23 protein-coding genes are annotated in these 25906 nt (G+C 60.0%); 13 read left to right on the top strand and 10 right to left on the bottom strand.

The genetic code is table 11. From position 1 onward, the window contains the following. Positions 1 to 4: 4 nt before the first annotated feature. The gene (gene lptM, locus IEX85_RS04505) at positions 5 to 121 is read right to left on the bottom strand and encodes an LPS translocon maturation chaperone LptM (RefSeq protein WP_188858776.1); all 117 of its coding nucleotides are present in this window, start codon (positions 119 to 121) and stop codon (positions 5 to 7) included. Positions 122 to 233: 112 nt separating this feature from the next. On the opposite strand from lptM, the gene cyaY reads away from it, so the two are divergent. Next, the gene (cyaY, locus tag IEX85_RS04500; RefSeq protein ID WP_188858774.1) at positions 234 to 557 is read left to right on the top strand and encodes an iron donor protein CyaY; all 324 of its coding nucleotides are present in this window, start codon (positions 234 to 236) and stop codon (positions 555 to 557) included. 11 nt (positions 558 to 568) lie between these two features. Here the strand turns inward: cyaY and waaA are convergent, their stop codons facing one another. Further along, positions 569 to 1867, bottom strand: coding sequence for a lipid IV(A) 3-deoxy-D-manno-octulosonic acid transferase (gene waaA / locus IEX85_RS04495; protein ID WP_188858772.1), 1299 nt, complete (start codon positions 1865 to 1867; stop codon positions 569 to 571). A 3-nt stretch (positions 1868 to 1870) separates the two neighbouring features. Beyond that, positions 1871 to 3631, bottom strand: a complete 1761-nt coding sequence (msbA, locus tag IEX85_RS04490; protein ID WP_188858770.1) for a lipid A export permease/ATP-binding protein MsbA — start codon at positions 3629 to 3631, stop codon at positions 1871 to 1873. A 220-nt stretch (positions 3632 to 3851) separates the two neighbouring features. On the opposite strand from msbA, the gene IEX85_RS04485 reads away from it, so the two are divergent. From IEX85_RS04485 to IEX85_RS04465, 5 genes are all read left to right on the top strand, one after another. Further along, positions 3852 to 5021: a nucleotide sugar dehydrogenase gene (locus IEX85_RS04485; RefSeq protein ID WP_188858768.1), complete on the top strand. Its 1170-nt coding sequence runs from the start codon at positions 3852 to 3854 to the stop codon at positions 5019 to 5021. A gap of 177 nt (positions 5022 to 5198) precedes the next feature. Next, positions 5199 to 6128 (top strand): LpxL/LpxP family Kdo(2)-lipid IV(A) lauroyl/palmitoleoyl acyltransferase, encoded by a 930-nt coding sequence (gene lpxL, locus IEX85_RS04480; protein ID WP_188858759.1) that lies wholly within the window; start codon positions 5199 to 5201, stop codon positions 6126 to 6128. Positions 6129 to 6217: 89 nt separating this feature from the next. Continuing rightward, positions 6218 to 7282, top strand: a complete 1065-nt coding sequence (locus tag IEX85_RS04475; protein ID WP_188858758.1) for a glycosyltransferase — start codon at positions 6218 to 6220, stop codon at positions 7280 to 7282. A 26-nt stretch (positions 7283 to 7308) separates the two neighbouring features. Further along, positions 7309 to 8295, top strand: a complete 987-nt coding sequence (locus tag IEX85_RS04470; protein ID WP_188858756.1) for an NAD-dependent epimerase — start codon at positions 7309 to 7311, stop codon at positions 8293 to 8295. A 32-nt stretch (positions 8296 to 8327) separates the two neighbouring features. Continuing rightward, complete coding sequence (locus IEX85_RS04465; protein WP_188858754.1) at positions 8328 to 9212, top strand: GT-D fold domain-containing glycosyltransferase; 885 nt, start codon at positions 8328 to 8330, stop codon at positions 9210 to 9212. Between the two features lie 142 nt (positions 9213 to 9354). Here the strand turns inward: IEX85_RS04465 and rffA are convergent, their stop codons facing one another. The 4 genes from rffA to IEX85_RS04445 are packed head-to-tail and all read right to left on the bottom strand — an operon-like array spanning position 9355 to position 13068. After that, positions 9355 to 10491, bottom strand: a complete 1137-nt coding sequence (gene rffA / locus IEX85_RS04460) for a dTDP-4-amino-4,6-dideoxygalactose transaminase (protein ID WP_188858752.1) — start codon at positions 10489 to 10491, stop codon at positions 9355 to 9357. Beyond that, a complete protein-coding gene (locus IEX85_RS04455) occupies positions 10478 to 11050 on the bottom strand; it encodes an acyltransferase (RefSeq protein ID WP_188858750.1) in 573 nt (190 codons plus the stop codon). The genes rffA and IEX85_RS04455 overlap by 14 nt, the downstream gene beginning before the upstream one ends. Positions 11051 to 11092: 42 nt before the next feature. After that, positions 11093 to 12151, bottom strand: a complete 1059-nt coding sequence (locus IEX85_RS04450) for a TDP-N-acetylfucosamine:lipid II N-acetylfucosaminyltransferase family protein (protein WP_188858748.1) — start codon at positions 12149 to 12151, stop codon at positions 11093 to 11095. A 5-nt stretch (positions 12152 to 12156) separates the two neighbouring features. Beyond that, positions 12157 to 13068: a glycosyltransferase family A protein gene (locus IEX85_RS04445; RefSeq protein WP_188858745.1), complete on the bottom strand. Its 912-nt coding sequence runs from the start codon at positions 13066 to 13068 to the stop codon at positions 12157 to 12159. Positions 13069 to 13271: 203 nt separating this feature from the next. Between IEX85_RS04445 and IEX85_RS04440 the strand changes: the two genes are divergently transcribed. From IEX85_RS04440 to IEX85_RS04425, 4 genes are read left to right on the top strand one after another with little or no spacing between them, the layout of a single operon-like run. Then, complete coding sequence (locus tag IEX85_RS04440; RefSeq protein ID WP_229721789.1) at positions 13272 to 14387, top strand: glycosyltransferase family 4 protein; 1116 nt, start codon at positions 13272 to 13274, stop codon at positions 14385 to 14387. A gap of 58 nt (positions 14388 to 14445) precedes the next feature. Then, complete coding sequence (locus IEX85_RS04435; protein WP_188858741.1) at positions 14446 to 15492, top strand: glycosyltransferase family protein; 1047 nt, start codon at positions 14446 to 14448, stop codon at positions 15490 to 15492. Next, positions 15489 to 16196, top strand: coding sequence for a YrbL family protein (locus IEX85_RS04430; RefSeq protein ID WP_188858739.1), 708 nt, complete (start codon positions 15489 to 15491; stop codon positions 16194 to 16196). The genes IEX85_RS04435 and IEX85_RS04430 overlap by 4 nt, the downstream gene beginning before the upstream one ends. A gap of 5 nt (positions 16197 to 16201) precedes the next feature. Beyond that, positions 16202 to 17245, top strand: coding sequence for a glycosyltransferase (locus tag IEX85_RS04425; RefSeq protein WP_188858737.1), 1044 nt, complete (start codon positions 16202 to 16204; stop codon positions 17243 to 17245). A 20-nt stretch (positions 17246 to 17265) separates the two neighbouring features. On the opposite strand, the gene IEX85_RS04420 is transcribed toward IEX85_RS04425, so the two are convergent. Next, the gene (locus IEX85_RS04420) at positions 17266 to 18168 is read right to left on the bottom strand and encodes a mitochondrial fission ELM1 family protein (RefSeq protein ID WP_188858735.1); all 903 of its coding nucleotides are present in this window, start codon (positions 18166 to 18168) and stop codon (positions 17266 to 17268) included. Positions 18169 to 18387: 219 nt separating this feature from the next. On the opposite strand from IEX85_RS04420, the gene IEX85_RS04415 reads away from it, so the two are divergent. Further along, complete coding sequence (locus tag IEX85_RS04415; RefSeq protein WP_188858733.1) at positions 18388 to 19383, top strand: branched-chain amino acid aminotransferase; 996 nt, start codon at positions 18388 to 18390, stop codon at positions 19381 to 19383. A 57-nt stretch (positions 19384 to 19440) separates the two neighbouring features. Here the strand turns inward: IEX85_RS04415 and glnE are convergent, their stop codons facing one another. Both glnE and IEX85_RS04405 read right to left on the bottom strand, forming a co-directional pair. After that, on the bottom strand, positions 19441 to 22344 hold the full coding sequence (gene glnE / locus IEX85_RS04410; RefSeq protein WP_188858731.1) for a bifunctional [glutamate--ammonia ligase]-adenylyl-L-tyrosine phosphorylase/[glutamate--ammonia-ligase] adenylyltransferase: 2904 nt from the start codon (positions 22342 to 22344) through the stop codon (positions 19441 to 19443). A 64-nt stretch (positions 22345 to 22408) separates the two neighbouring features. Beyond that, on the bottom strand, positions 22409 to 23521 hold the full coding sequence (locus tag IEX85_RS04405) for a CYTH domain-containing protein (protein WP_188858728.1): 1113 nt from the start codon (positions 23519 to 23521) through the stop codon (positions 22409 to 22411). A gap of 304 nt (positions 23522 to 23825) precedes the next feature. On the opposite strand from IEX85_RS04405, the gene IEX85_RS04400 reads away from it, so the two are divergent. After that, positions 23826 to 24506 carry a TIGR00153 family protein gene (locus IEX85_RS04400; protein WP_188858726.1) on the top strand — a complete coding sequence of 227 codons (681 nt, stop codon included), beginning with the start codon at positions 23826 to 23828 and terminating at the stop codon, positions 24504 to 24506. A 26-nt stretch (positions 24507 to 24532) separates the two neighbouring features. Continuing rightward, entirely contained in the window at positions 24533 to 25798 is a 1266-nt protein-coding gene (locus IEX85_RS04395; RefSeq protein ID WP_188858724.1) for an inorganic phosphate transporter, read from the top strand. Positions 25799 to 25906: the final 108 nt, after the last annotated feature.

The following is a 25906-nucleotide window of genomic DNA, read 5'->3' as shown; positions in this document are numbered from 1 at the left end:
AGATTTACTGTTGCTGTTCGGACGCCTGCGGGGCCTGATCGGGAAGGTACAGCGGGCCCTTGTTGCCACAGCCCGCCAGTACCGCGACCGCGGCCAGAACTATCCAGATTCTGCGTGCCATCTGTACGCCCCTTATCCAATTCGGTCCAAAACGATCGATTATACCCGGGATGAGAGGATGCAGAAACTCGGATATACTGCCGCCATTCCAGCCCCGAGGACCCTCGAGAATCATGACCGAATCCGAATTCAACGACCGCGTCGACCAGACCATCGAAGCCATCGAAGAGGTGCTCGACGACGCCGATAGCGACCTCGACTACGAAGCCCAGGGCGGCATGCTGACCGTGAAGTGCGAAAACGGCAGCCAGGTCATCTTCACGCGCCAGCCGCCGGTCTCCCAGCTCTGGGTCGCGGCCCGCAATGGCGGCTTCCATTTCGATTTCGACCCTGCATCCCAGCGCTGGTTGCGCGATAGCGACCAAGCGCCGCTGGCGGAGGTACTGAGCGATATCTTTCAGGCCCAGGCCGGCGAGGATTTCAGTTTCCCGTTCTAGAGCAGCCGGAACTATTTTTCGCGCGCGGAGCGCGCTCCTACAGGGGCGCGTACGAGCATGGCTTCGACTTCGCCGTAGAGCCGCTCCAGCGCCCCGCGGTTTTGCGCAACGAAGTTTCGTGCCGCCTCGCCCCGCTCCAGCCGCAATGCCTCATCGCTCAGCAGCCGCTCCAGTTGCGACGCCAGCGCCGCCTCGTCCGGCACCCGCTCCAGCCCTCCAGCCGTTTCGAGCTCATCGCAGATCGACTGGAAGTTGAACACTTCAGGCCCCATCAGCACAGGCTTGCCGAGCGCGGCGGGTTCCAGCGGATTGTGACCGCCACGCGGCACCAGGCTGCCGCCGACGTAGGCGATATCGGCGGCGGCATAGAACGCCATCAGCTCCCCCATGGTGTCGCCGAGGTACACCGCTACTGCCTCACCCACCGGCTCGCTGAGGCTGTGCCGCGCCGCCGCTAGCCCCGCATCCAGACATTGCTGATACACCGAATCGAAACGCTCGGGGTGGCGCGGCACCAGCACCAGCAACAGATTCGGATGCCGCGACCTCAGCGTTTTCAAGGCATCGAATAGAAGTGAGTCTTCACCTTCATGGGTACTTCCGGCAACCAGTACCGGGCGCGCTTCGCCCCAGCTCCGTCGCAGCCGTTGCCCCGCGTCCTGCCACTCTTGCCTGATCTCGATATCGAATTTGATGCTGCCGCTGACACTCAGCCGGTCAGGCGGCAACCCGAGCTCGACGAAGCGCTCGCCGTCGGCATGGTGCTGCGCCACCACCCGGTGCAGCCGTTGCAACATCGGACGGGTCAAGCCGCCGAAGCGCCGGTAGCCCCGGGCCGAGCGCGCGGACAGGCGGGCATTGGCCACCAGCACCGGCACCTGCCGCTCGGCGCAGCTCTTGATCAGGTTGGGCCAGAGTTCGGTTTCGACGATCACCAGCCCCCGAGGGCGGATGCGACGATGAAAACGCGCCAGCGCGTGGGGCAAATCCCAGGGGCAGTAACAGTGACGCACCCGTTCCCCGAACAGCGCCTGTACCCGTTCGGCGCCGGTGGGCGTCATAGTGGTCAGCAGGATGGGCAGCTCGGGGTGTCGTTGCAGCAACAGCTCCACCAATGGCGCGATCGCCACTGTCTCGCCCACCGACACCGCGTGAATCCATAGCGGCGAATCGGCGTCCGCCGTGACCCGCCCGAGACGCTCGGACCAGCGCTGACGATACGCCGGCGACCGCCTGCCGCGCCACCAGAGCCGCACCAGCACTGCCGGCAGGGCCAGGTAGAAAACCGCCGTATAGAGCGCCCGCAGCATGCGTCAGGCGTCCGCGAACTGCATCCGGTACAACGCCGCGTAGGTGCCGCCCAGCTCGAGCAGCTCCCGGTGAGTGCCCTGCTCGACGATGCGTCCCTTGTCCAGCACCAGAATCTGATCCGCTTTCTCGACCGTGGACAGACGGTGCGCGATAACCAGGGTGGTGCGATTGCGCATCACCTCTTCGAGTGCATCCTGGATGTGACGTTCGGACTCGGTATCGAGCGCCGATGTGGCTTCGTCGAGAATCAGGATCGGCGCGTCCTTGAGAATGGCGCGGGCAATGGCGATGCGCTGACGCTGACCGCCTGACAGCAGCAGGCCGCTCTCGCCGACCTGGGTTTGCAGGCCTTCCGGCAGGCGCTCGGCAAACTCCATGACATGGGCCGCTTCGGCCGCGGCCCGGACCTGCTCTTCGCTGCACCCGGCCATGGCGCCGTAGGCGATGTTGTCTGCGATGGTGCCGTTGAACAGCACCACCTGCTGGTTCACCAGCGCAATCTGCTGACGCAGGTTTTCCAGGCGATAATCCTCCAGTGGTACCTCATCGAGCATGATCCGACCGGTCCAGCCGGAGTTGAAGCGCGGCAGTATTGACGCCAGTGTCGACTTGCCGCTGCCGGAACGACCCACCAGCGCCACCGTCTGGCCCGGCGCGATTTCGAGATCGAGGTCATGCAGCACGATGTCGCTGTCGCCGCGATAACGGAAACCGACCTGTTCGAAGCGGATCCGTCCCTGAACCCGGGACACGCTATGATGGCCGCTGTCCTGCTCGGGCGGCTCGTCGATCACCGCGAACAGCGACTCCGAAGCTGCTATGCCCTTTTGTATGGTGGTGCTCAGATCCGTGAGCTGCCGCAGCGGCTTGGTCACCAGGCCCGCCGCCGTCAGAAAGGCGACGAACTGACCGGTGCTCATGCTCCCCATCACCGCGGGGCTCATGGCAATGAAAAGCAGGCCGGCGAGCGCCAGTGCGATCAGGAACTGGACGATCGGCGTATTCAGGGACTGGGTCACGACCATCTTCATGAACTGGCGGCGATTGCGCTCGCTGGCGGCATGGAAACGGCTGCGCTCGAACTCGGTACCGCCGAAGATGCGCACGATCTGATAGCCTTTGATGGTTTCCGACGCCGCGCTGGTAATGTCGCCGACCGACTGCTGCAGACGCCGGCTCAGCTTGCGCATGCGCTTTGAGGCGACCGATACCACCACGGCGATAAAGGGCGCCGCGGCGACGAATATCAGGGTCAGCTTCCAGTTGAGGTAGAACAGGTAACCAAACAGGCCGATGACCGTAAGCCCCTCGCGCAGCGCGGTTTTCACGGCATTGGTGACGGCGCCCGTCACCTGCTCGACGTTGTAGGTCAGCTTGGCGAGCAGCTCGCCGCTGGAGCTGTGATGGTAGTAGCTGCTGGGCAGCGTCAGCATGCGATCGAAAAGATCGGTCCGCAGACTGTGCACCACCTGGCGCGCGACATGGCTGATGCTGTAGTTGCCGATAAAGGTACCGACCCCACGCATCGCGAAAATACCCAGTACTGCCAGTGCCAGCAGGCCACGCTGGTCCAGCGCCCCCTGCTCGATGGCGTTGATCACATGCTCCAGCCACTTCGCGGAAAGCGCCTGCGAAGCCCCGAACAGGCCGAAGGCGGCGAAACTGACGACGAAGGCGAACCAGTAAGGCTTCACGTAAACCAGCAGGCGCTTGTAGAGCGTCCAGCCATTGTGCTGCATTGCCGGTGACTGTTGTTTATTCATCGAAGAAGACTGTGCCATTCCGAGTTTTGGCGCACATTATACATGCGAAGGCCCCGCTTCGCGTCGACATCGCTTTCGCCTGCTGTCAAACCTCCGTTCGCGCAGGCTGATATACTGGTCCGGGCTGCACGCGCTCACAGATAAAGGGGCGTGCTGCCTACGAGTTGAAATCGAGTGGTATTATTTACCTGACAGAATTACAGACAGGCACAGATATCCCATGAAAATCGCAGTTGCCGGAACCGGCTACGTCGGACTCTCCAACGCCGTGCTGCTGTCGCAGCACCACGAGGTGGTGGCGATCGATATCGTCGAGGAGAAGGTCAGGCAGATCAATGACCGCCACTCACCGATCGTCGATGCCGAGATCGAGTCCTACCTGCAGGAAAAGACGCTCAACCTGCGCGCGACCCTGGATAAAGAAGACGCCTACCGCGGCGCCGACTTCGTCATCATCGCCACTCCGACCGACTACGACCCCGAGACCAACTACTTCAACACCTCCAGCGTCGAGGCGGTGATCCGGGACGTGATGGCCATCAACCCGGAGGCGGTGATGGTCGTCAAATCGACCATCCCGGTCGGCTATACCCAGGAACTGAAAGCATCCCACGGCACCGACAACCTGATCTTCTCGCCCGAGTTCCTGCGCGAGGGCAAGGCCCTGCACGACAACCTCTATCCGTCCCGCATCATCGTCGGCGAGCGCAGCGAGCGTGCCCGCACCTTCGCAGGCCTGCTGCAGGAAGGCGCGATCAAGCAGGATGTTCCGACCCTGTTTACCGACAGCACCGAAGCCGAGGCGATCAAGCTGTTCGCCAACACCTATCTGGCGATGCGCGTCGCCTACTTCAACGAGCTGGATACCTACGCCGAGAGCCACGGCCTCGACAGCCGCCAGATCATCGAAGGCGTCGGCCTCGATCCGCGTATCGGCAGTCACTACAACAATCCCTCTTTCGGTTACGGCGGCTACTGCCTGCCCAAGGATACCAAGCAGCTGCTGGCCAACTATGCCGACGTGCCGAGCAACCTGATCCGGGCCATCGTCGACTCCAACACCACACGCAAGGACTTCGTCGCCGAGTCGATTCTGCGGCGCAACCCGCAGACGGTGGGCATCTATCGGCTGGTGATGAAGGCCGACTCCGACAATTTCCGCGCCTCGGCCATTCAGGGTGTCATGAAACGGCTCAAGGCCAAGGGGGTCGAGGTCATCGTCTACGAGCCGGTACTGCAGGAGGGCGAGTTCTTCCATTCGGAAGTCGTGAAGGACCTCGAGGACTTCAAATCCCGCTCCGACCTCATTATCGCCAACCGTATGACCGATGACATTCGCGACGTCGAGGCCAAGGTGTACACCCGGGACCTCTTCGGCGGCGACGCCTGAACGGCGGCGGACCTTCGCTGCCGTCCCGATACCCCACCATGGTCGCCCGTCTGCCGGGGGCCATGGCGCGCGACCGGCAGTCCGCAACTTGTGACGCGCCTCCCGGGAAGGCCCCGCACTCATTTGCCGCCTCCCCGGGCTCAGCTTAAAATAGCCGGCCAACTCTAGGCGGACGTTATGGCATCTAAACGGAAAGCACCCAACCGGCCCTTCTGGCACCCCGTCTTCTGGCCCAACTGGCTCGGGACCGGCACCCTCTGGCTACTGAATCGCCTGCCCTGGCGCTGGCAGCTGCACCTTGGGCGCCTGCTCGGGCTGCTCCTCTATCGCGTGACACCGGCCCGGCGACATGTTGTCGAGGTCAATGCCCGCCTCTGCTTTCCAGAATTTGGCGCCGAAGAACACAGACGCTTCGTCAAAGACGTTTTCGTCAACAACGGCATCGGCATCTTCGAAACCGCGATGGCCTGGTGGACCCCCCGCAGGGTCTTCAGGGATCGCATTGTGTTCAAGGGCCGCGAACACCTGGATGCGGCGCTGGCGCAGGGCAAGGGTGTGCTGCTGCTGGGAGCGCACTTTTCCACCCTCGACCTTGGCGGTCTGCTGTTCTCGGAGTTCTATCCGGTCGACGCCATGTACCGCCGCCACAACAACCCGTTGATGGAAGAGATCATCAAGAAGGGACGCAGCCGCTACTTCGGTCAGTCCATCGAGCGTTCAGACATCCGCTCTGTCATTCGCGCCTTGCGCAAGAATCACATCATCTGGTACGCGCCGGACCAGGACTTCGGAATCAAGCAGTCGGTCTACGCTCCTTTCTTCGGCGTTCCCGCCGCGACCATCACCGCCACTGCGCGACTGGCCAAACTGAACGGCTCGCCGATTCTGATGCTGGCTCAGCACCGCCTGCCCGACGGTCGCTACGAGCTGGAACTCTACCCGATCATCGAACCCTTCCCGACCGGCGACGACGAATCCGACGCCGCCCGTATCAATGCCGAAATCGAGCGCGCCATTCGCAAGGATCCGACGCAGTACATGTGGGTTCACCGACGTTTCAAGACCCACCCCAAGGGGAAAAGCTATTTGTACAAGCAACCGCGATAATGTTAAGAGTCTGCACTTCTGAATAGAGTGACTGTCAGATCAGCGAATAAAAATATGCCGTGAAAAAGGCAACTGACCCGGGTGCTCCTATGAAACTGATGCAAATACTGCTGTCGCAATCGGAGGCGGGAGCCGAGACCTATTTCGAGAAGGTCGCGGCGGCATTTGCGACCGATCCGGACTTCGAGCAACGGCTCGTTATCGAAGCGCAGCCGAGCCGCGAGAGGCGACTGAGCAATGCGGGTGTCGACTTTCGCACCCTGCCAATGGGGTCTGTCAGCAAGCCTCTGCTGTACAACTACATGCTGAAACGCCATGTGGCACAGTTCGCCCCCGACCTGATCGTGACCTGGGTCAACCGCGCCTCGCGCAAGTGTCCGCCCACCCAAGCCGTTGTCGTCGGACGACTCGGCGGTTACTACGACATCAACAACTACCGCAAGTGCGATCACCTGATCGTCAATACGCCCGATCTGGTACGTCACGTGACCGACCACCAGTGGCCGCTCGATCGGGTCTCGATGATCTCGAACTTCGGAGAACTGCCCCCGGCCCTGAATGTCAGCGATCCGCTGCCCGAGATTCCGGCCGGCCACAAGGTGCTGCTGACGCTGGGCCGCCTGCATCAGAAAAAGGCGCAGGATACGGCGATCAGGGCACTGGCGAAGATTCCCGATACGACGCTGCTGATCGCCGGCAGCGGAGAACTGCTGGACGAACTACAGGCACTGGCGCGTGCCGAAGGCGTCGCCGAGCGGGTCCGGTTTCTGGGCCTGCGCAAAGACATACGCCAGCTGTTCGACCTTGCCGACATTTGCCTGTTTCCGTCCCGCTTCGAACCGCTGGGCAATGTTGTGCTGGAAGCCTGGGCCACCGGAACGCCGATCGTGTCCGCCGCCAGTACGGGCCCTTCGTGGCTCATCGAACACGAACGGAACGGCCTGCTGTTTCCGGTTGACGATGCCGAACGCTGTGCGACCGAAGTCAACCGCCTGCTGCACTCACCGGAACTGGCCGAAACGCTGGTGCGAAACGGCGCCGAGAAGTACCAACGGGAATTCTCCGAGAGCGTCATCCTTGACCAGTACAAGACGCTTTTCACCAAACTGGTCGCCGCGCGTCGTGCCGGGAAGCCGACAACTACGCACACCTGAAGCGGCAAAAGAAAAGGACTGTATTCATGCACATACTGGTCACGGGCGGCGCCGGCTTTATCGGCTACCATCTGATCGAAGCGCTGCTGGCCCAGGGCCTTAGCGTCACCACCGTCGACAACCTGAACGATTACTATGCCGTCGATCTGAAGCAGGCGCGCCTCGACCGGCTTCTGCAACGGGACGGGCTGCAATTCATCCGACTGGATATCGCCGACCGCCAGGCCGTCGCCAGCCTTTTCGACAGCCGACGTTTCGATACGGTCATCCACCTGGCGGCGCAGGCAGGCGTACGCTATTCGATCGATCACCCCGAATCATATGTGGACTCCAACCTGGTTGGCTTCATGAACGTACTGGAAGGCTGTAGGCGACAGCAGGTCGGTCACTTCATGTTCGCTTCCTCCAGTTCGGTCTACGGCATGAACAGCAAAAGCCCGTTCAGCACCGAAGACCGGACCGACTATCCGGTCAGCCTCTATGCCGCAACCAAGAAGTCCAACGAACTGCTGGCCTACAGCTACAGTCACCTCTACGGCTTGCCGACGACCGGGCTGCGCTTCTTTACCGTCTACGGCCCCTGGGGACGACCGGACATGGCCTATTTCAAGTTCACTGAAGCTATCCTCGAAGGAAAGCCGATAGACGTATACAACAATGGCCAGATGCAGCGCGACTTCACCTTTATCGACGATATCGTCAACTGCCTGACCCGGCTGACAGACAAAGTGCCGGCCAGCCGCCGCCCAGAAGGCAGCAATGCGCAGGCCCCTTACCGGCTGTATAATATCGGCAATCATAGCCCCGTCACCCTCAACCGCTTTATCGAGGCGATCGAAAGCGCCTGCGGCAAGTCCGCCATCAGGAACCTGCTGCCGATGCAGCCCGGGGATGTGCCCGCGACCTATGCCGATATCGACGAACTGGTAGAAACTGTCGATTACAGCCCGCGGACATCGATCGAAGACGGTTTGCAGCAATTCGTGCACTGGTACCGGGATTATTACCGCTGAAGTCAGGCCGCGGGCCAAGGATACAAACATCGATGTCAACATTCAAAAAGCAGGCTCTTCGCGCTGTTTATCGTCAAACCGCCATTCTCGGCGCGCCTTTTATGCTCACTTCGGCCCGTCGAACGCGCTTTCGGGAATATTTCGACGATCGCATCGTCGAACTCTACCGTGACGACATCGAGGATTTTGTCCGACGCTATCCTGAAGTCTGGAGCGAGGAGAAAACCATTCGTCACCTGATCGAGCACCGCTCGAGCATCTGCCGTTTTGGCGACGGCGAGTTGAAGCTGATGGTCGGCGAACGCCACAAATCGTTTCAGGACGTCGACCCTGCGCTCAATGCCCGGCTGCGTGAAGTGCTGCAAAGCGATGACCCGCAAATACTCGTCGCCATACATCCGGTTCGCAGTTTCGAAGACCTTGGACGCATCTGGCAGAAATTCATTATCCGGATCGGTAATGATGTTCTGAAGCTTTTTGACCTAAAAAGGGACTATCCCTCCATGGGGGCCTTTCGCACCCTGCCACGTCAAAACCCTGAAGAATTCGTCGCCCGGATCCAATTGATCAAACAAATCTGGCAGGGGCGAAAAATCCTGCTGGTTGTCGGCACCAACAGCCGCTTCAAGTTCGAGCCGGAGCTGTTCAACAATGCAGAGTCCGTCGAGTTCCTCTATGCTCCGGCGAAGAATGCTTTTCGCGAATACGACGACATTCTCGAGCGCATCTGCGCCTATGACAAGGATGAGTACCTGATTATGCCGGTACTGGGCCCGACAGCAACGGTGCTCGCGTTCGACCTCGCAAAGAAAGGTTACCAGGCGATCGACTTTGGGCAGATGCCGGGCACCTTTCGACGCGCCAAAGGGCTTATTTTTGGCAACGAAGACCACCTTATCGATGAGTTAAATGTCTAACGGCGTCGACAATAGTTTCGCAAAGGAGGAGAAGCTCAAGCGTGCCACCTTGACCTGTTTAAGTGAGCTCGGTCTAACTCCAGGTCAAGCTGCGCCACAAGCGATCTCGTAACGCAGATAACTTAATACGGCAGCTGGAGCGTTACCGACCAGAATAATAATCCTGAATCGCAGTAATGACTAACTGCTGATCATGATTACTAATACCAAACCAAAGAGGCAGCCTTATCAGTCGTTCACTTTCAGTAGTGGTGAAGTTATCAATTCCGATAAAGCGACCAAACTTCTTCCCTCCCGCCGCGCTATGTAATGGGACGTAATGAAAAACCGCCATTGCACCTTTCAGCTTCAAATGTTCAATCAATTCTGAACGTTCATTAATATCGGCCGTTTTGATATAGAACATATGTGCATTGTGCACACAGTCAACCGGCACCTTTGGAAGCGAAATATAATCCGAGTCCTGCAGATTTCTCAAACCCTTCCAATAGAAATTCCAAGACTCCAGACGATTATTATTTATTTTATCCGCTTGCTCTAACTGCCCCCAAAGATAAGCAGCCTGAAGCTCTCCTGGCAGATAGCTGCTACCAAGATCAACCCAGCTATATTTATCAACCATTCCCCGAAAAAACTGACTTCTATTAGTGCCTTTCTCGCGAATAATTTCCGCCCTGTTAACGAACCTTCCGTCATTAACAATCAGCAAGCCACCTTCACCACCACTGGTATAGTTTTTCGTTTCATGAAAACTGTAAGCACCAATATGTCCTATAGTGCCAAGCTTCCTCCCCTTGTACTCAGACATCATCCCTTGCGCGGCGTCCTCAATTACGAACAAATTATACTGATTGGCTAGCTCCATGATCCTATCCATTTCACAGGCCACGCCGGCATAATGTACAGGCACTATTGCCTTCGTTCTGGCAGTAATTGCGGACTCGATTTTCGTCTCATCCAGATTCATCGTATCCGGCCTGATATCGACGAATACGATTTTTGCACCTCGCAGTACAAAGGCATTTGCAGTGCTGACAAAAGTGTAGCTAGGCATGATGACTTCATCGCCTGGCTGTATATCTATCAGAATGGCGGCCATTTCCAGCGCATGCGTGCAGGATGGCGTCAAAAGAGCCTTGTCGCAACCGAGCTCCTGCTCAAACCACGCCTGACACTTTTTACCAAAATCTCCATCACCCGAAATCTTGTCGCTACGCATCGCGGCCAGGACATATTGATCTTCCGAACCCGTGCGCGGAGGCCTGTTAAAGGGAATCATTCTTAATTTCCTTGAGATACTGTTGTTCGAGCTCAAGCAGGTCTTTTTTCCTGTCCTTAAGTCTACGGGCAGGGGTACCCACATAGACTCCCCACTCATCAGTGCTTTTGGTCACCAGACTCATAGCACCGATTGAGCACCCGTCAGCCACATCGACACCAGGAAATACTGTTGCACCGGCACCCACAATAACATGACGCCCAAGCCGCACTGCCTGCTTCTTCTCCGATTTATACTTTTTCGGCACAGTCGAGTTTGTCAGCGTTTCACCGGAATAGTCGTCCGATTGAGTAAAGACTTTCACCTGGTACGACAGAGTGGAAAAGTCTTCCATACGAATTCCCTTCTCGCCTCCGGCAATCAAACACATGGCTCCAATGAAAACATTATGACCTATTGTCAGACTGCCCGAAACGACACAAAAATCATCAATCCTACTGTTATCACCAATTTCAATTTTCTCAACATCATAAATACTGGCTTTATCACTAATCTTGACGTTCTTACCTACACTTTTAAAACCCATACGCTTCAACTGATCATCGGTATAGTAAGCCATAGAAAATCTCCAACAACCAAGACTAGAAAACAAACCAATATACTAGAAAGAGAAAATCCTGTTCCACTGATCTATAAGCTTTTGAAGACAAAACTCTCGCCGCACAATTTCGACGTTTTCACTGAGATCAAGTGATACAATTGATGCCATTTCCTGAATATCGCGCACATCAAACACCGTCAATCCAAGATTTTGCATATAATCCCATGTAGCAATATCACTTCGTAAAAACACCACCTTACCCATACCTAGAAGATTTATTATATTCCCTAATGCCTGCTGCCGATCGTGATTAAATATAGCGACATCTTTTGTCTTCAAAAAACAAAGATAATCTTCATAAGGCATAAAATCCTTAACCGCCTTAAAGTTCTCTCCAAAGAACCGGATCCCTGAATCCTCAACCTTCTCTGAATATCTATTTTTCCCATAAGAAAGTGGCGAATAAACTCGCATTTCAAGATTATCAACACACGACAGCCTTTCAAACGCTTCGATGTGATTATTACTAGGGTCTGCTGAATTCCCCACAAGAACATCAAGCCCTCTATTTTCATCTACAGGCTGACAATGGAGTGGGAATTCGAAAATATTCGATGTGTAAAGAATACAGTGATGATAATGTCCTGAATTGCGAAGGCGCTCCTTCGCTATATCCACATCACCTTTTACATGAGTGACAAGGTGCCCTACCTTTCTTATTACAAAACGCTTACAAAAAGAATGAATCTTATCTTTTAGTTTTTTTCTCTTTCTCAGCTCACCATACAGATCCGCACCCCAAATCACCCAATAGCATTTAGGCAAAGCCCAGGCATTAATGAAAAGAAAATAGATCAATTTTCGGTCAAACAGGCCGTGAAGGATGACCTTATCAGATACCAAAAACAGCCAAAATAGCTTTAAAAAAGAGTAAGGACGTCCCAAAACACCTCTTGACGAAATAATATCACTACTCTCAGTCAACGGAAACTTATCGGTATCGCCAGAAACCCAGAAAGTATGGCTCTGCCCTTTGAACTCCGGACTTTTTGATATCAGCTCAATATAGGGCGAAACGAACTTATTCGCCTTGAATACATGTACAATTCTATTCTTCATAAAAACTAGGAATCAACTTTTTGATAGCTATCAACCTTCACACCAAGGCATCCCATAAAAACCCCCATCGACTTGGCCGCTCTAAGGTAACTTTCATTCCTCCTCAGTGGCATGAAGGCAATACAATAGACAGCGGCCTGGACTGAAAACCAGGCAACCTGAAAAAAGGCCGACATCATTACACCGCCCTTGGATCGCCCCTTGCTGATCTTACGCCATGCATCGGTTACGCCGGCCCTGAACTTGCGCTTCGAAAGCCACGAGAGCCTCGTCCGGCTGAGCGGTATGGTTTCGGTCACCTTCGCTGTGTTGGTTTGGTAAATATTCAGGCCGAGCTTATGTGCCTGAGTGAAGAAGATGGTATCGGTTCCACCGGCAAGCGGCTTCGACTCATCGAACCGCAGTCGTTCACGGTTGACGAATGCCAAGGGAATCATCACATTGTCCGTGGCACAGGCAGTCAGCGCCTGCCGTTCCGAGCGCACACGGGTGGAAAACAGGCCCGAAATACTTTTGGGAACACTCGGATCGAGCTCGGACAGCACCGCCCCATGTATCACCGCCTGATGGTCGTAATCGCCGCTGACCCTGAACAGCGCTTCAAGCCAGTCCGGCTCGGCAATTTCGTCATCATCGATAAAGACCAGCAAGTCGGCACCCATGCTGTTGGCGATATCAATCGCCCTGTTGCGGGCACAGGGAATACCTCTCTTTTCTTCAACTGCGTAGGTTATCTCGCACCCCGTGCTGTTCTGAATTTCGGCGACGACCTGCCTGGCAGACATTTCGGAGTCATTGTCGACCACCGAGATTTTCACCACTGTCCCCCGCGGGACGGTGATCGCGCTCAGGCTCTGCAAACAGGCGAAGAGCAACTTTTCCCGCCGATAAGTGCAAACAGATACATTGATTAGCATTTCAAACCTATCAGGCGATAAATATTTAGATAAATAACAACTGCCGTTCTAACCTCTAGGCAGGGATACATCAGAGTCAGTTTCTGACGTGACAAAACGCCGATGCGCCTGCCGGCATAAGCATTTATACTGCCGACGGAACTCTGCTAGCATAACCGACCACCTGCAAAGAAGCCCATTACAGCATGCAACCACCAGGGACGATGACCCGGTCTCTCCGAATTGTTCAGATCCTTCCCGCACTGGACGCCGGAGGCGTCGAACGCGGTACCGTCGAGTTCGCCCGCGAACTGGTCAGGCGCGGCCACGAGTCGATCGTGATCTCCAATGGCGGCCGCCAGGTCGAACGCCTCGAAGCCGAAGGCTCCCGTCATATCCGGATGCCGGTACACCGCAAGTCGCTGCGCTCGCTGCTGCAGGTGCGCCCCATGCGCCGGCTGCTGACCGAACTCGGGCCCGATATCGTGCATGTGCGCTCCCGGGCGCCGGCCTGGATCGCCTGGCTGGCGTGGCGCAAGATGCCGGCCGCGTCGCGGCCCCGGCTGGTCAGTACGGTGCATGGCATGTACTCGGTCAACGGCTACAGCGCCATTATGACAAAGGCCGAGCATATTATCGCCATATCCGACTGCGTCCACGACTACATAACGCAAAATTACCGGATTCCGGAAGAGCGCATCACCCGTATCTACCGTGGGCTCGACCCCGCCGTGTTCAGCCTGGAGGGGGACGACAGTGCCTGGCGCGAGCAGCTGTTTCGCGATTACCCGCAGTTTCAAGGCAAGCGTCTGCTGGTGATGCCGGGGCGCCTGTCGCGCTGGAAGGGGCAGGAAGCCTTTCTCGAGGTGATGCAGCAGCTGTACCGGCTGCGCTCCGACTGTCACGGCATCGTGATTGGCGAGGCGGAGGAGAACAAGCAACACTATCTGCAGGAACTGCTCGACAAGCGTCATGCCCTGGGACTGGATGACCGGGTCACGTTCGTCGGACACAGATCCGATATCCAGTCGTTCTATCGCCTGGCCGATCTGTGCTGTCACCTGTCCAACAAGGCCGAGCCCTTTGGCCGCACCGTGCCCGAGGCACTGGCTTGCGGATGTCCGGTCATCGCGTATGATCGCGGGGGCGCGAGCGAGTCGCTGCATGCTGCATTTGCGCAGGGACTGGTAGAGGCCGACAATATCGAGGCTTTCGCGCAACGGGCGGACCAGCTGTTGCGCCAGGACACCGCCGATATCGAGCTCCCGGAGCAGTTCTATCTGCAGCACCAGGCGGAGGCGACGCTCGAGGTGTACCGCAGGCTTCTGGCGCAGCACTGATCGTCATCGTCCGCCTCATGCACGGCGGTAACTTTATCCACAACCGGGTCGGATCAAAATGAGAGTACTTCACGTCGCCTACCAGCAGCTCAAGCGCTACGGCCATACCCGCGTCAGCTGGGCGCAGAAGCTTACCTATGGCCTGATCAAGAACGATCATCTGGTTCAGGGCTTCAGCGATCGCGACGTGGCCGCGTTCGAGGCGCCGCTGGGAATTCGTGATCTGGGCAAGAAAAAGGCCAACAAACGCCTGCTGGAAACCGTCGAGGCCTTCGAACCGGATCTGGTGATCGCCGGCCACTGCGACATGATCGGCAACGACACCCTCGAGGCCATCCGCGCGATGATGCCCAACTGCGCCATCATTCACTGCAACAACGATCCGCTTTTCGTGCCCTCCAACGTCGAGCGCATCAAATACCGCGCCGAAGTCACCGACGCGGTGTTCGTCTCCACCGGCCGCCGCGAACTGACCCAGTTCGAAGGCTCCAGAGCCCGTGTCTACCACATGCCGAACCCCGTCGAGGCTTCGGTCGAGTGCTTCGACAACTCGGTGCGCGCGTCGGAGGAGCTGCCCATCGATCTGATTTTCTGCAGCAACAGCCAGAACTTCACCAAGCGCCTGGAGATGGTCGGGCGCATGAAGGAGCAGCTCGACCCGATCATGTCCTTCAAGACCTTCGGCAGTTTCAACGAGCCGCCGGTCTGGGGTCGCGACTACGACCGTGCGCTGCAGTCGAGCAAGATGGGACTGAACTTCAATCGCCAGGAAGGGCTGCACTGGTACTCGTCGGCCCGCATGGCCCAGCTCGCCGGCAACGGCATCCTGCAGTTCACCCACTCATCGGGCCGCTTCGACGAGCTGCTGCCGCCGGAAACGCTGGTCTACTTCGACGAAGAAGACGACCTGGTCGCGAGGATCCGCGAGTTCCACGCCGACGACGACAAGCGACGCGCCTGGGCCGGCGCCGCACGCGAATTCTTCCATCGCGAGATCAACTCCAAGCTGTACGGTCAGTACATCCTCGAGGCCAGCCTGCAGATTCCCTTCAGCCACCCCTACTGCTGGGCGCAGGACATCAATCTCGACGGCACCCTGAAATGACGCTGGCTCTGAGCGCCGAGAAGCCCTTTGCCCAGGGTGGCAACCGTCTCTGCTTCGTGCACCCACAGGACCCGGGGCGCTGCATCAAGGTGCGCCGGCCCGACTTCTCGCTGCAGGACCTGCGCCGCAAGAAGGGCTTTCCCAAGACGCTGCTGCCGTTGAGCCGTTTCGACGACAACCGCGAGGAATACGAGGTCATCCGCGGCCTGGCCCGTCATCCCGGCGACGCCGCCTTCGAGCTGATCAGCCGCTGCTTCGGCTTCGAGCAGACGGACCTGGGCCCGGGACTGGTGCTGGAACTGGTGCGCGATGCCGACGGCAGCATATCCCAGACCCTCAAGGCACAGATCTGGAACGAGGGCTACACCGACGACTGTCGTGCCGCCGTCGAGCGCTTCAGCAAGCGCTGGCGCGAACTGCAGATACCGTCCAGAGACCTGCTGCTGCACAACATACTGGTGCAACGCGGCGAAGATGGAAACATTCGCCGCCTGGTCGTCATCGACGGGCTGGGCAGCCCCAACATCATCCCTTTCCACTGGCTGCCATCGGCGCAGCGCCAGGCCAAGGTCGAGCGCAAGCTCGCCAACCTGCGGCAGCGCATCGAACAGACACTGGCGAAAAAGGCTCGCGGCGAGAAACCCGGCAGTCACGGAATGGCCACGGCCCGCCTCCGCCCCACCCATCAGGAATCCCAAGGCTGATCGATATGACAGATTCTCCGATACGTGTCGCACAGGTACTGGCCGGGGCCGCTCAGGGCGGCGCCGAGAACTTCTTCGTCCGCCTGGTGGCCGGGCTGCAGGAGCACCCGTCACTCGACGTCAAAGCCTTCATCCGCGACCACGCCCATCGCGTCGAATCGCTGCGCCAGGCCGGCGTCGAAACCCAGGGATTCCGCTTCGGCTCCGCGCTGGATCTGCTCGATCGCCATCACTTCCGCAGGGCGCTCAAGGACTACGCCCCCGAGATCGTCATGACCTGGATGGGCCGCGCCAGCGCTTACACGCCGCACTCGAAGGACTACCTGCTGGTCAACCGGCTGGGGCACTACTACAAGCTCAAATACTACAGCCACGCCGATTACTGGGTCGGCATCAGCAAGGGCATCTGCAAGCACATGATCGACGGCGGCTTCCCCGCCGAACGCGTGGTGCACATTCCCAACTTCGCCGACGAGCGCGAGGTCGAGCCGCTGCCGCGGGACAGCTTCGACACCCCGGCCGACAAGCCGCTGATCCTGTCCGCCGGCCGGCTGCACGTCAACAAGGCCTTCGACGTGCTGCTGCACAGCCTCGCCGCACTGCCGGACGTTACGCTCTGGCTGGCGGGCTCCGGCCCGGAGGAGCAGAATCTGAAAGCCCTTTGCGCCAAGCTCGGGCTCGAGTCGCGGGTACGCTTCCTCGGCTGGCGCACCGACGTCACGGCGCTGATGCGCACCGCCGACCTCTTCGTCTGCCCGTCACGCCACGAAGGGCTGGGCTCGATCGTCATGGAGTCCTGGGCCCACCGCTGCCCGATCGTCGCCACCGACTCCCAGGGACCGGGCGAGGCGATCACCGACGGCGTCAGCGGCCTGATCACGCCGGTCGACGACGCCGACGCGCTGGCGAAAGCGATAGACTCCGTGCTCAAAAGCGATGACCTGCGTACCCGCCTGATCGAAGGCGCGAGCGAAGTGTACGCCAACGGCTACAGCAAGAAATACATCGTCGAGCGTTACAACGAGTTCTATCACCAGATCCGCCGCTAACGCCGACCCGACGGCCGCTCTCAGTCGAGCCAGCCGCGCGCCAGAAGCAGCTCGGCGCAGCGGCCGGCCTCGTCGAACTGACTTGCCGGCAAAGGCAGCGCCCCGCCCCGCCAGCTATCGAAAGGTAGCACCAGTCCCCGCTGCGCCAGCTGCCTGACTCCCTGCTGCAGACGGTTCTCCCGGTTCTGCGGCACCGACAGGATGCCAACAGCGCAGCCGGCGCTCAGCGCCTCGTAGACCATCGACACGCTGTCCCCGGTTACCCAGCAGGTTTCGGCTGTTGTCAGCTGTGTCGGCAGCCAGTCCGGTCCGGTCTCGCCAGCCGGCACGAAGTCGACATTCGGCAGACCGGCAAGACGCCGCTCGGTGGCTTCGGGCGTGCGCCGCGAACTGGTCATGCGCCAGCGCATACCGGTATCGCCCAGGACCTTGTCGAGCTGGGCGAACAACGATGCCTCGTCCCAGCCGCTGTGTCTGGACGGCCCGCCAATCAGAATCACGCCCTGGCCCGGCTGCTTGCGCCCCGGTCTCATGCGATTGAGCGCACCCCGGGTGCGCACGACATTGTCTCGGACCGGCGGACGGTCATGCTCTGGAATCAGGCAGAGGTCGAAGCAGCGCAGGGGAAGCGAAGGTTTCATCAACACCACGGCGGGAAGGCGCCAGGCCCGTTTCAGCGCCAGCAGCGTGGCGTGGGTGGCGTGTCCGGCACCGATCAGCAAAGACGGTTTCGCGCCATCCGGTACGGCCAGACCCGATGGCGCCCGGCCGCTCAGCCAGGTCCCCAGCGCCGCGCCGCGTCCAAGCGGCGGGATCTCGATCACCTCGACCCCGGGCCGCTGGCGCTGCAGCGCTTCCGCCAGCCCTCGAGACTGATTCAGATGCCCTGGCTTGCCGTCGCTGATAATGCAGATGTCTGTCACGTATCCCCCGTCCCGGCGGCTGCTGCGACCGCATGATAATCGAATTCCCGACCCAAGACCCGGACGCAAACGTAATTTTCCGCGCCAGGCAATTCCATTTTTGACAGGGATGCTTACAATCTACGGTCCTATGACACTCGCCCGGGTACATGGCCCGGGTGCATGGCTCCTGTCTCGCGTTCTGCGGGATCTGCTCACAATCTGTTTGGGATACTCAGTATGGCGGCGTTCGGCTCTGTAATCATGCCAGAAATGGCAATCTCCTGGTTTGACGGTTCCAAGTGGAGCGAAACAGAAATCGTGCCGAGCGATAACCTCAAACTGCATCCGGGCGCCCATGTGCTGCATTATTCCAGCACCTGCTTCGAGGGGTTGAAGGCCTTCCGCCACGACGACGGTTCGATCAAGATCTTCCGTATGGATCGCAATATCGAGCGTCTGGCGCAGAGCACCCATCTGCTGGCGCTGCCCGAGTTCGATCACGAGAGTCTGGCGCGGATGATCCGCGATATCGTTGCGCGTTTTGCCGACGATGTGCCGGCACCGCCGGGATCCCTGTACATCCGTCCGACCCACATCGGCACCGAACCGGTCATCGGCAAGGCGGCGGTACCCTCGCTGACCTCCTGCCTGTACGTACTGGTTTCGCCGGTCGGCGACTATTTCGCCGGCGGCGACAAGGCGCTGCGCCTGCTGATCGACGACGAAGGCATGCGCTGCCCGCCGCACATGGGCATGGTCAAGAGCGGCGGCAACTATGCCAGCGCACTGCGTCCGATCATGAAGGCCCGTGCCGAATACCAGGTCGACCAGGTGCTGTTCTGCCCGGGTGGCGACGTTCAGGAAACCGGTGCCGCCAACTTCCTGCTGATCGACGGCAACGAAATCATCACCAAGGCCCTCGACGAGAGCTTCCTGCACGGCATCACCCGCGACTCCCTGCTGACCCTGGCGCGGGACCGCGGCATGAAGGTTTCGGAGCGCAACATCAGCGTTGACGAACTGCTCGAGCGCATCGCCAAGCCCGGCTGCGAAGCGGCGCTCTCGGGCACCGCCGCGGTCCTGACCCCGGTCGGCACCATGATCTACAAGGGCCAGGAGTACAGCGTCGGCGACGGCACCATCGGCGAGACCACCGTCAAGCTGCGCCAGGCGCTGAACGATATCCAGTGGGGCCGCAGCGAAGACACCCACGGCTGGCTCACCGGCCTCTGAAGACCAGGTGACGCGTGACGAGTGACGGGTTACGCGTCACCTGTCACGCGTAACCTGTCACTCCCCCATCACCGCCGCCCAGATGCGGCCGACGCCCTCGCGGCAATCCTGCATCTCCGAATCGTCGATAACACTCGACTGCTCCTGCAGGCTCAGGCGATGGCCGACCGAGCGGTACGCCTTGTAGGCCTCGCGCAGGGTCCCGGCATCCTGGGACGACAGCAGACCGACCCGTTCGACGGCATCGAGGATGCGGATATTGTCGGTGAACTCCAGCAGCTCGGGGTGACGATGCGCGTGGGCCAGCACCTGGTACTGCACCAGGAACTCGATATCGACGATCCCGCCGGCGTCCTGCTTGAGATTGAATACAGCTCGCTCGTCGCCCGTATTCGGTTTGCTGCCCAGGTGCTCGCGCATCTTGCGTCGCATGTCCACCACTTCGCCGCGCAGCTTTTCGGTATCCCGCGACTGCCCCAGGATCTCCGCTCGCACCGTCTCGAAACGATGCGCCAGTTTCGGGCAGCCCGCCACCACCCGCGCACGGGTCAGGGCCTGATGCTCCCAGGTCCAGGCTTCGTTCAGCTGGTACTCCCGAAACGCCTTCAACGAACTGACCAGAAGTCCCGAGTTGCCGGATGGGCGCAGGCGCATATCGACCTCGTACAGCAGACCGCCGGCGGTGAAGGTGTTGAGCATGTGGATAATGCGCTGCCCCAGACGGGTAAAGAAAACGCTGTTGATCAGCGGCTTTTCCCCGTCGGTCGAAAGGTTCGGATCGGCATCGTGCAGAAACACCAGATCGAGATCCGAACCGTAGGACAGCTCGATGCCGCCGAGCTTGCCGTAGCCCAGGATCACGAAATCGGGATCGCAGGGCTCCCCCGGAGCCTTCTGCGGCAACCCGTGCTTCTCGGTCAGCAGACGCCACGACGCCTCCAGCACGCTCTCGAGGATGCTCTCGGCGGTCCAGGTCAGATAGTCGCTGACCTTCATCAACGGCAGCACACCGGTGATATCGGACGCGGCCACCCGCAGCACGTGCGCATTCTTGAAGTAGCGCAGCGCCTCCATCAGCTGTTCCGTATCCTCCTGGGGGATGCGCAAAAGCTGCTGACGCAGCTCATGCTGCAGGGTCTGCTTGTCCGGCGGCGCGTACAGACTGCGCGGATCGATCAGTTCGTCGAGCAGGATCGGCAGCTTCGCCAGCTGGTTCGAGAACCAGGGGCTCGCCGAGCAAAGACGCACCAGTTGGCGCATCGCGTCGGGATTTTCCGCCAGCAGCACCAGGTAGGCCGAGCGACGCAGCACCGCCTGAATCAGCTGCAGCACCCGGGCGAGGGTTTCGGCGGCGTTGTCCACCGTCGCGACCTCACTCAGCAGCGCCGGCAGCACCGTGCGCAGGCGCTCGAGCCCGGCCGCCTGCAGCATGACGACGGTGCGCGATTGCCGCAGATCATCCAGCAGCTTCCACGCCCGTTCGGAATCGTCAAAGCCATGCCCGGCGAGAAACGTCTCGGCGGTCTCCGTGTCCAGCGCCCCGTCCCAGAGCGCCAGCCAGTCGGCGGCCTCGTCGACGGTCTCGACACGATTGTCTTCCGCCGGCGCGATAACGTCGGCGAAGTGAGTGCGCACTGCGGCCCTATGACCTTCCAGCACTGATATGAAGGCAGGCCAGTCGGGACAGCCCATAACGGTCGCGAGGCGCTGTCGGGGGACTTCGTCGACGGGAAGTTCCTGGGTCTGCTGATCATGCAGTGCCTGCAACCCGTGCTCGACATTGCGCAGGTATTCGTAGGCCTCGATCAGCTGGTCGATCGCCTGCTGCGGCATGCCGAACTCCGCCAGCAGTGGCAGGATGTTCAGCAACTCGCGCTGCTGCAGGCGGGTGTCGCGCCCGCCCCGAATCAGCTGGAAGGCCTGGGCGATGAACTCGACCTCGCGGATGCCGCCGGAGCCGAGCTTGACGTTCTGCTCGAGTCCCTTGCGCCGTACCTCGCGATTGATCATTTCCTTCATTTCTCGCAGCGATTCGAAGGCGCTGAAGTCGATGTACTTGCGATAGACAAAGGGACGCAGCAGCTTCAGCAGGCGGGCGCCCCCGGTCTTGTCGCCGGCAACCACCCGCGCCTTGATCATGGCGTAGCGCTCCCATTCCCGTCCCTGGTCCTGGTAATAGCCCTCCATGGCGTCGAAACTTACCGCCAAAGGCCCTGCGGAGCCGAACGGACGCAACCGCATGTCGACGCGGAACACGAAGCCGTCGACGGTGACGCTGTCGAGCGCCTGGATCAGCTTTTGACCCAGGCGGATAAAGAAATCCTGGTTTTCCAGAGTGCGCCGCGCGCCTTCGGTTTCGCCTTTGCTGGGATACACGAACATCAGGTCGATATCGGACGACAGGTTGAGCTCATGGGCGCCGAGCTTGCCCATGCCCAGCACCACCATCTTCTGTTCCTGGCGCTGCCCCTGCGTATCCGGCCGCGAATAGGGCGTGCCCCACCGCTCGCAGGCGGCGCGATAAAGCCAGTCCAGAGCCCCGTCGATGCAGGCGTCCGCGAGCCAGGACAGCTCGCGGGTGGTCTGGCGCATGTCCGCATCACGATTGAGGTCACGCCAGATGATGCGCACCATCTGACGCTGGCGAAAACGGCGCAGTTCGCGATGCAACCCCGGCTCGTCGGTCTGCTGCTGCAGCCGCGACGCCAGCAGGTCGCGAAAGTCCGTTTCGCCGAAATTCCGGTACAGGTCTCCGCCGGACACCAGTTCCGCCAGCATATCCGGACGCTGCGCCAGCTGATCGGCGACGTAGTCGCTGCCGACCAGCACCGTTGTCAGCGCCTGAGCGAATCCTTGCGGCGGCGACTCGATCGCCGCCAGTGCGGCGTCCAGCCGATGCCAGTGCCGCTCGATGACGGCGTGAAGGGATGGCGGAAGCGACTCGAGATGCGGAACCAGCATAGTCTGTCCTTTTTGTAGCCTTCGAGGGTCCGGATACTGTTGGCTTGCGCTGAAAGCGACCGGGCTAACTTTGTTCCATTATGCGAAAAGCCGCGACCGACTGCGATGCTTCCGGCGGCCAGTCTTCGATGATCAGCAGACGACTGCAGTCGAGCAGCAGCCGGCCGACCAGCGTGGTGCGCAGCAGACGCTGCAGGCGTGCGGCGCCATCCGGGGACTGCGAGGCCTGCCAGCGAGCGGCCAGATCGACGTCCATCAGCGGCAGCAGGCGCTGCCAGGCGAGGGCTCCGTCAAGCTCCCACGACAGTTGCGCCAACCCGGGCAACAGCGAGGCCGGCACCGTCTCGGGTAACAGCGACGAGAAACAATCCAGCGTCGCACGCAGCTGCGTCAGCCCCTGCGAAGCCGCGAGCGCATCCTGCCAGTTGCGGCCATGCTGCCATTGCTCGAAGCCTCTGGACACCCTGTTCAGGGCCTGTTCTGCGGACCCGATGAAGGCGTCCCGGGCCGAGATGCCAAGGCGCAGGGGCCGTGGGGCTGCGTCGCAGCGGCCATCCCGCAGCAGTCGATAGCCGCGTTCGGCCTTGCTGATGTCACTGACCAGTAGCGGCACCTCCGCCGCCAGTTCCTGCGCCACGGCGTAGAGATCCTCCGCCTGTCCCGCTTTCAGCTCCAGCTCGATCTCGCAGAGTGCATCGCGACCTGCAGCGCCCGCGGTCACCTCACCAAGGTCCAGCACCAGCTCGATCAGCGCCTCGTCGCCGGCACACCCCGGTCTTCGCAGCCACCAGGTACTGCGTTCGAAGTCGGTGCGAAAAGCCGGCACGATCTCCCGCTGCACCGACGCATCGCTCAGTGCCTGCGGCCAGCTCGCCTCGGCCAGCAGACGATAATCGAGCTCAGGCGCCGGCAGTTCCCACTCCCACTCGTTGCGCTGGTGCAGGCCTCCCTGGCTGGCGCCGCGGGTCTTCAGGGTCTGGATATAACGTCCGCCATCCTCCCTTATGCGCAGCGCTACCCGGTGCGACGCCAGCGCCTGGCCGGGCGTATCGAAGTACCGGTTGTGCAGCGGCACGCTGCCGCGGTACTCGGCACCCGCCGCCAACAGCGGCAGGGCGCGCAGCTTCGCCACATCATCCTCGTCCAGGCTGAGCTTGAGTTCGATTTCCCTTGCCATTCCTTGATTCTCCAGTCAGCGATTGAGGCGTCTGCCCGTGCCCGATGCACACTTCGGAGGCCTCGAACATGCAAGTCTCGCAGCGCTCCCATGACGCCCGATGCATTGCAGGGCCTATCCGTTTCAGACAACGACCCGCCGGGTCGATACAGGCGGCATTATGGTCCTGGACGACCGGCAGCGGCAAAGCCAGGCCGCGCAAATACCAGAAAGCCATTAAAAAAAAGTTACGCTGCGACTACAACCACACCAAAGCGGCACTTATACTTGCGCGCGAAGTCGTGACAACCAACAGGGAAACCCGATGGTAACCAACAATCCGATCCTGCAAATGTTCGCACGGTCACCGTTCAAACCGATGCAGGAACACATCGCCAAGGCGCAGGCCTGCGCGCTCGAGCTTATCCCATTTTTCGACGCCCTGATGGCCGATGACTGGGACAAGGCCGAAGCCATCCAGCAACGGATAACTCAGCTGGAGCATGATGCGGATGAGTTGAAAAAGGATGTTCGCGCTCATTTACCCAACAGTATCTTCCTGCCGGTTCCCCGCTCGGACCTGCTGGATCTGCTGCGCATGCAGGACAAGATCGCCAACCGCGCCAAGGATATCGCCGGTCTGATGCTCGGTCGCCAGATGGCGATCCCGGAAGAGATCAAGCCGCAGATGGGCAGCTTTGTGCGCGGCGCCCTGAAAACCTCGGCGCAGGCGATGGCCGCCTTCAACGAAATCGACGAGCTGATCAGCTCCGGCTTTGGCGGTCACGAAGTGCACGTGGTCGAAGACATGATTCATGGCATCGACGACCTGGAACATGACGCCGACGACCTCGAGCGCGAGATTCGCCATGCGCTGTTTCAGGTCGAGAAGGACATGCATCCGATCGATGCGATGTTCCTTTACAAGGTGATCAACTGGATCGGTGAGATTGCCGACCGGGCGCAACAGGTCGGTGCCCGTCTGCAACTGCTTCTGGCCCGTTAAACGCTTCATCCAGTAAGGATTCCAACATGAGCATCATCGCGCAGTACGGCGATATTATCGTCATTCTCGCCTGTATCTTCGGTTTCTTCATGGCCTGGGGCGTCGGCGCCAACGACGTGGCCAACGCCATGGGTACCTCGGTAGGCTCCCGAGCCCTCACGCTGAAACAGGCGATCATTATCGCCATCCTGTTCGAATTTGCCGGCGCTTACCTCGCCGGCGGCGCCGTCACCGCAACCATACGCAAGGGCATCATCGACCCCGCGCTGCTGTCAGGCTCGCCGGACCTGCTGGTCTACGGCATGCTCGCCTCTTTGCTCGCCGCCGGCCTGTGGCTGCTGGTCGCCACTCACTTCGGCTGGCCGGTATCCACCACCCATACCATCGTCGGCGCCATCGTCGGCTTTGCCGCCGTGGGGATCTCGGTGGACGCCGTACAGTGGGGCAAGGTGTCCAGTATCGTCGCCAGCTGGGTCGTGTCGCCGGTAACGGCAGGGTTTATCGCCTTCTTCCTGTTCAAGAGCGTGCAGAAACTCATTCTCGATACCGACGACCCCTTCGCCAATGCCAAGAAGTACGTGCCGGCCTACATCTTCCTGGTTGGCTTTATCGTCGCCATGGTGACCTTCACCAAGGGTCTCAAGCACATCGGCCTGCACCTGAGCTGGGGCCAGAGCGCGCTGTTCTCGATCGGCATCGGCATCCTGACGATGTTTGTCGGCATGATGCTGCAGCGGAATATCAAGCCCAACCCGCAGGCCGACCGCAACTATCACTTCTCCAGCGTCGAGAAGATCTTTGGCATTCTGATGATGTTCACCGCCTGTGCCATGGCCTTCGCCCACGGCTCCAATGATGTCGCCAATGCCGTCGGCCCGCTGGCGGCCATCGTCGGCGTCGTCGCCGCCGGCGGCGAGGTGGCGCAGAAAACCGCAATGCCGGCCTGGATCCTGCTGCTCGGCGGCGGCGGCATCGTCGCGGGCCTGGTGATGTACGGTCACAAGGTCATTGCCACCGTCGGCAACAATATCACCGAGCTGACCCCGAGCCGCGGCTTCGCGGCGACCCTCGCCGCGGCCACGACCGTGGTGGTGGCCTCAGGCACCGGCCTGCCGATCTCGACCACCCACACCCTGGTGGGGGCGGTGCTGGGCGTCGGTATTGCACGGGGTATCGCGGCACTCAATCTGCGCGTCGTCGGCACCATCTTCATTTCCTGGATCGTGACGCTGCCGGCCGGCGCCCTGCTGGCGATCATGTTCTTCTTCATGTTCAAGGGCATGTTCGGCTAACCGGCAATCGCCTGCAAATGTGGGAGCCCGGCCCCCGGGCGAATAGAAGACGCTCCCGGGGGCATTCGCCCGCGGAGCGGGCTCCTACAGACATGGATTACGACCGGC

This window comes from Marinobacterium nitratireducens, assembly GCF_014645375.1.
GTDB lineage: Bacteria > Pseudomonadota > Gammaproteobacteria > Pseudomonadales > Balneatricaceae > Marinobacterium_A > Marinobacterium_A nitratireducens.
This window is presented reverse-complemented; position numbering and strand designations above follow the sequence as displayed.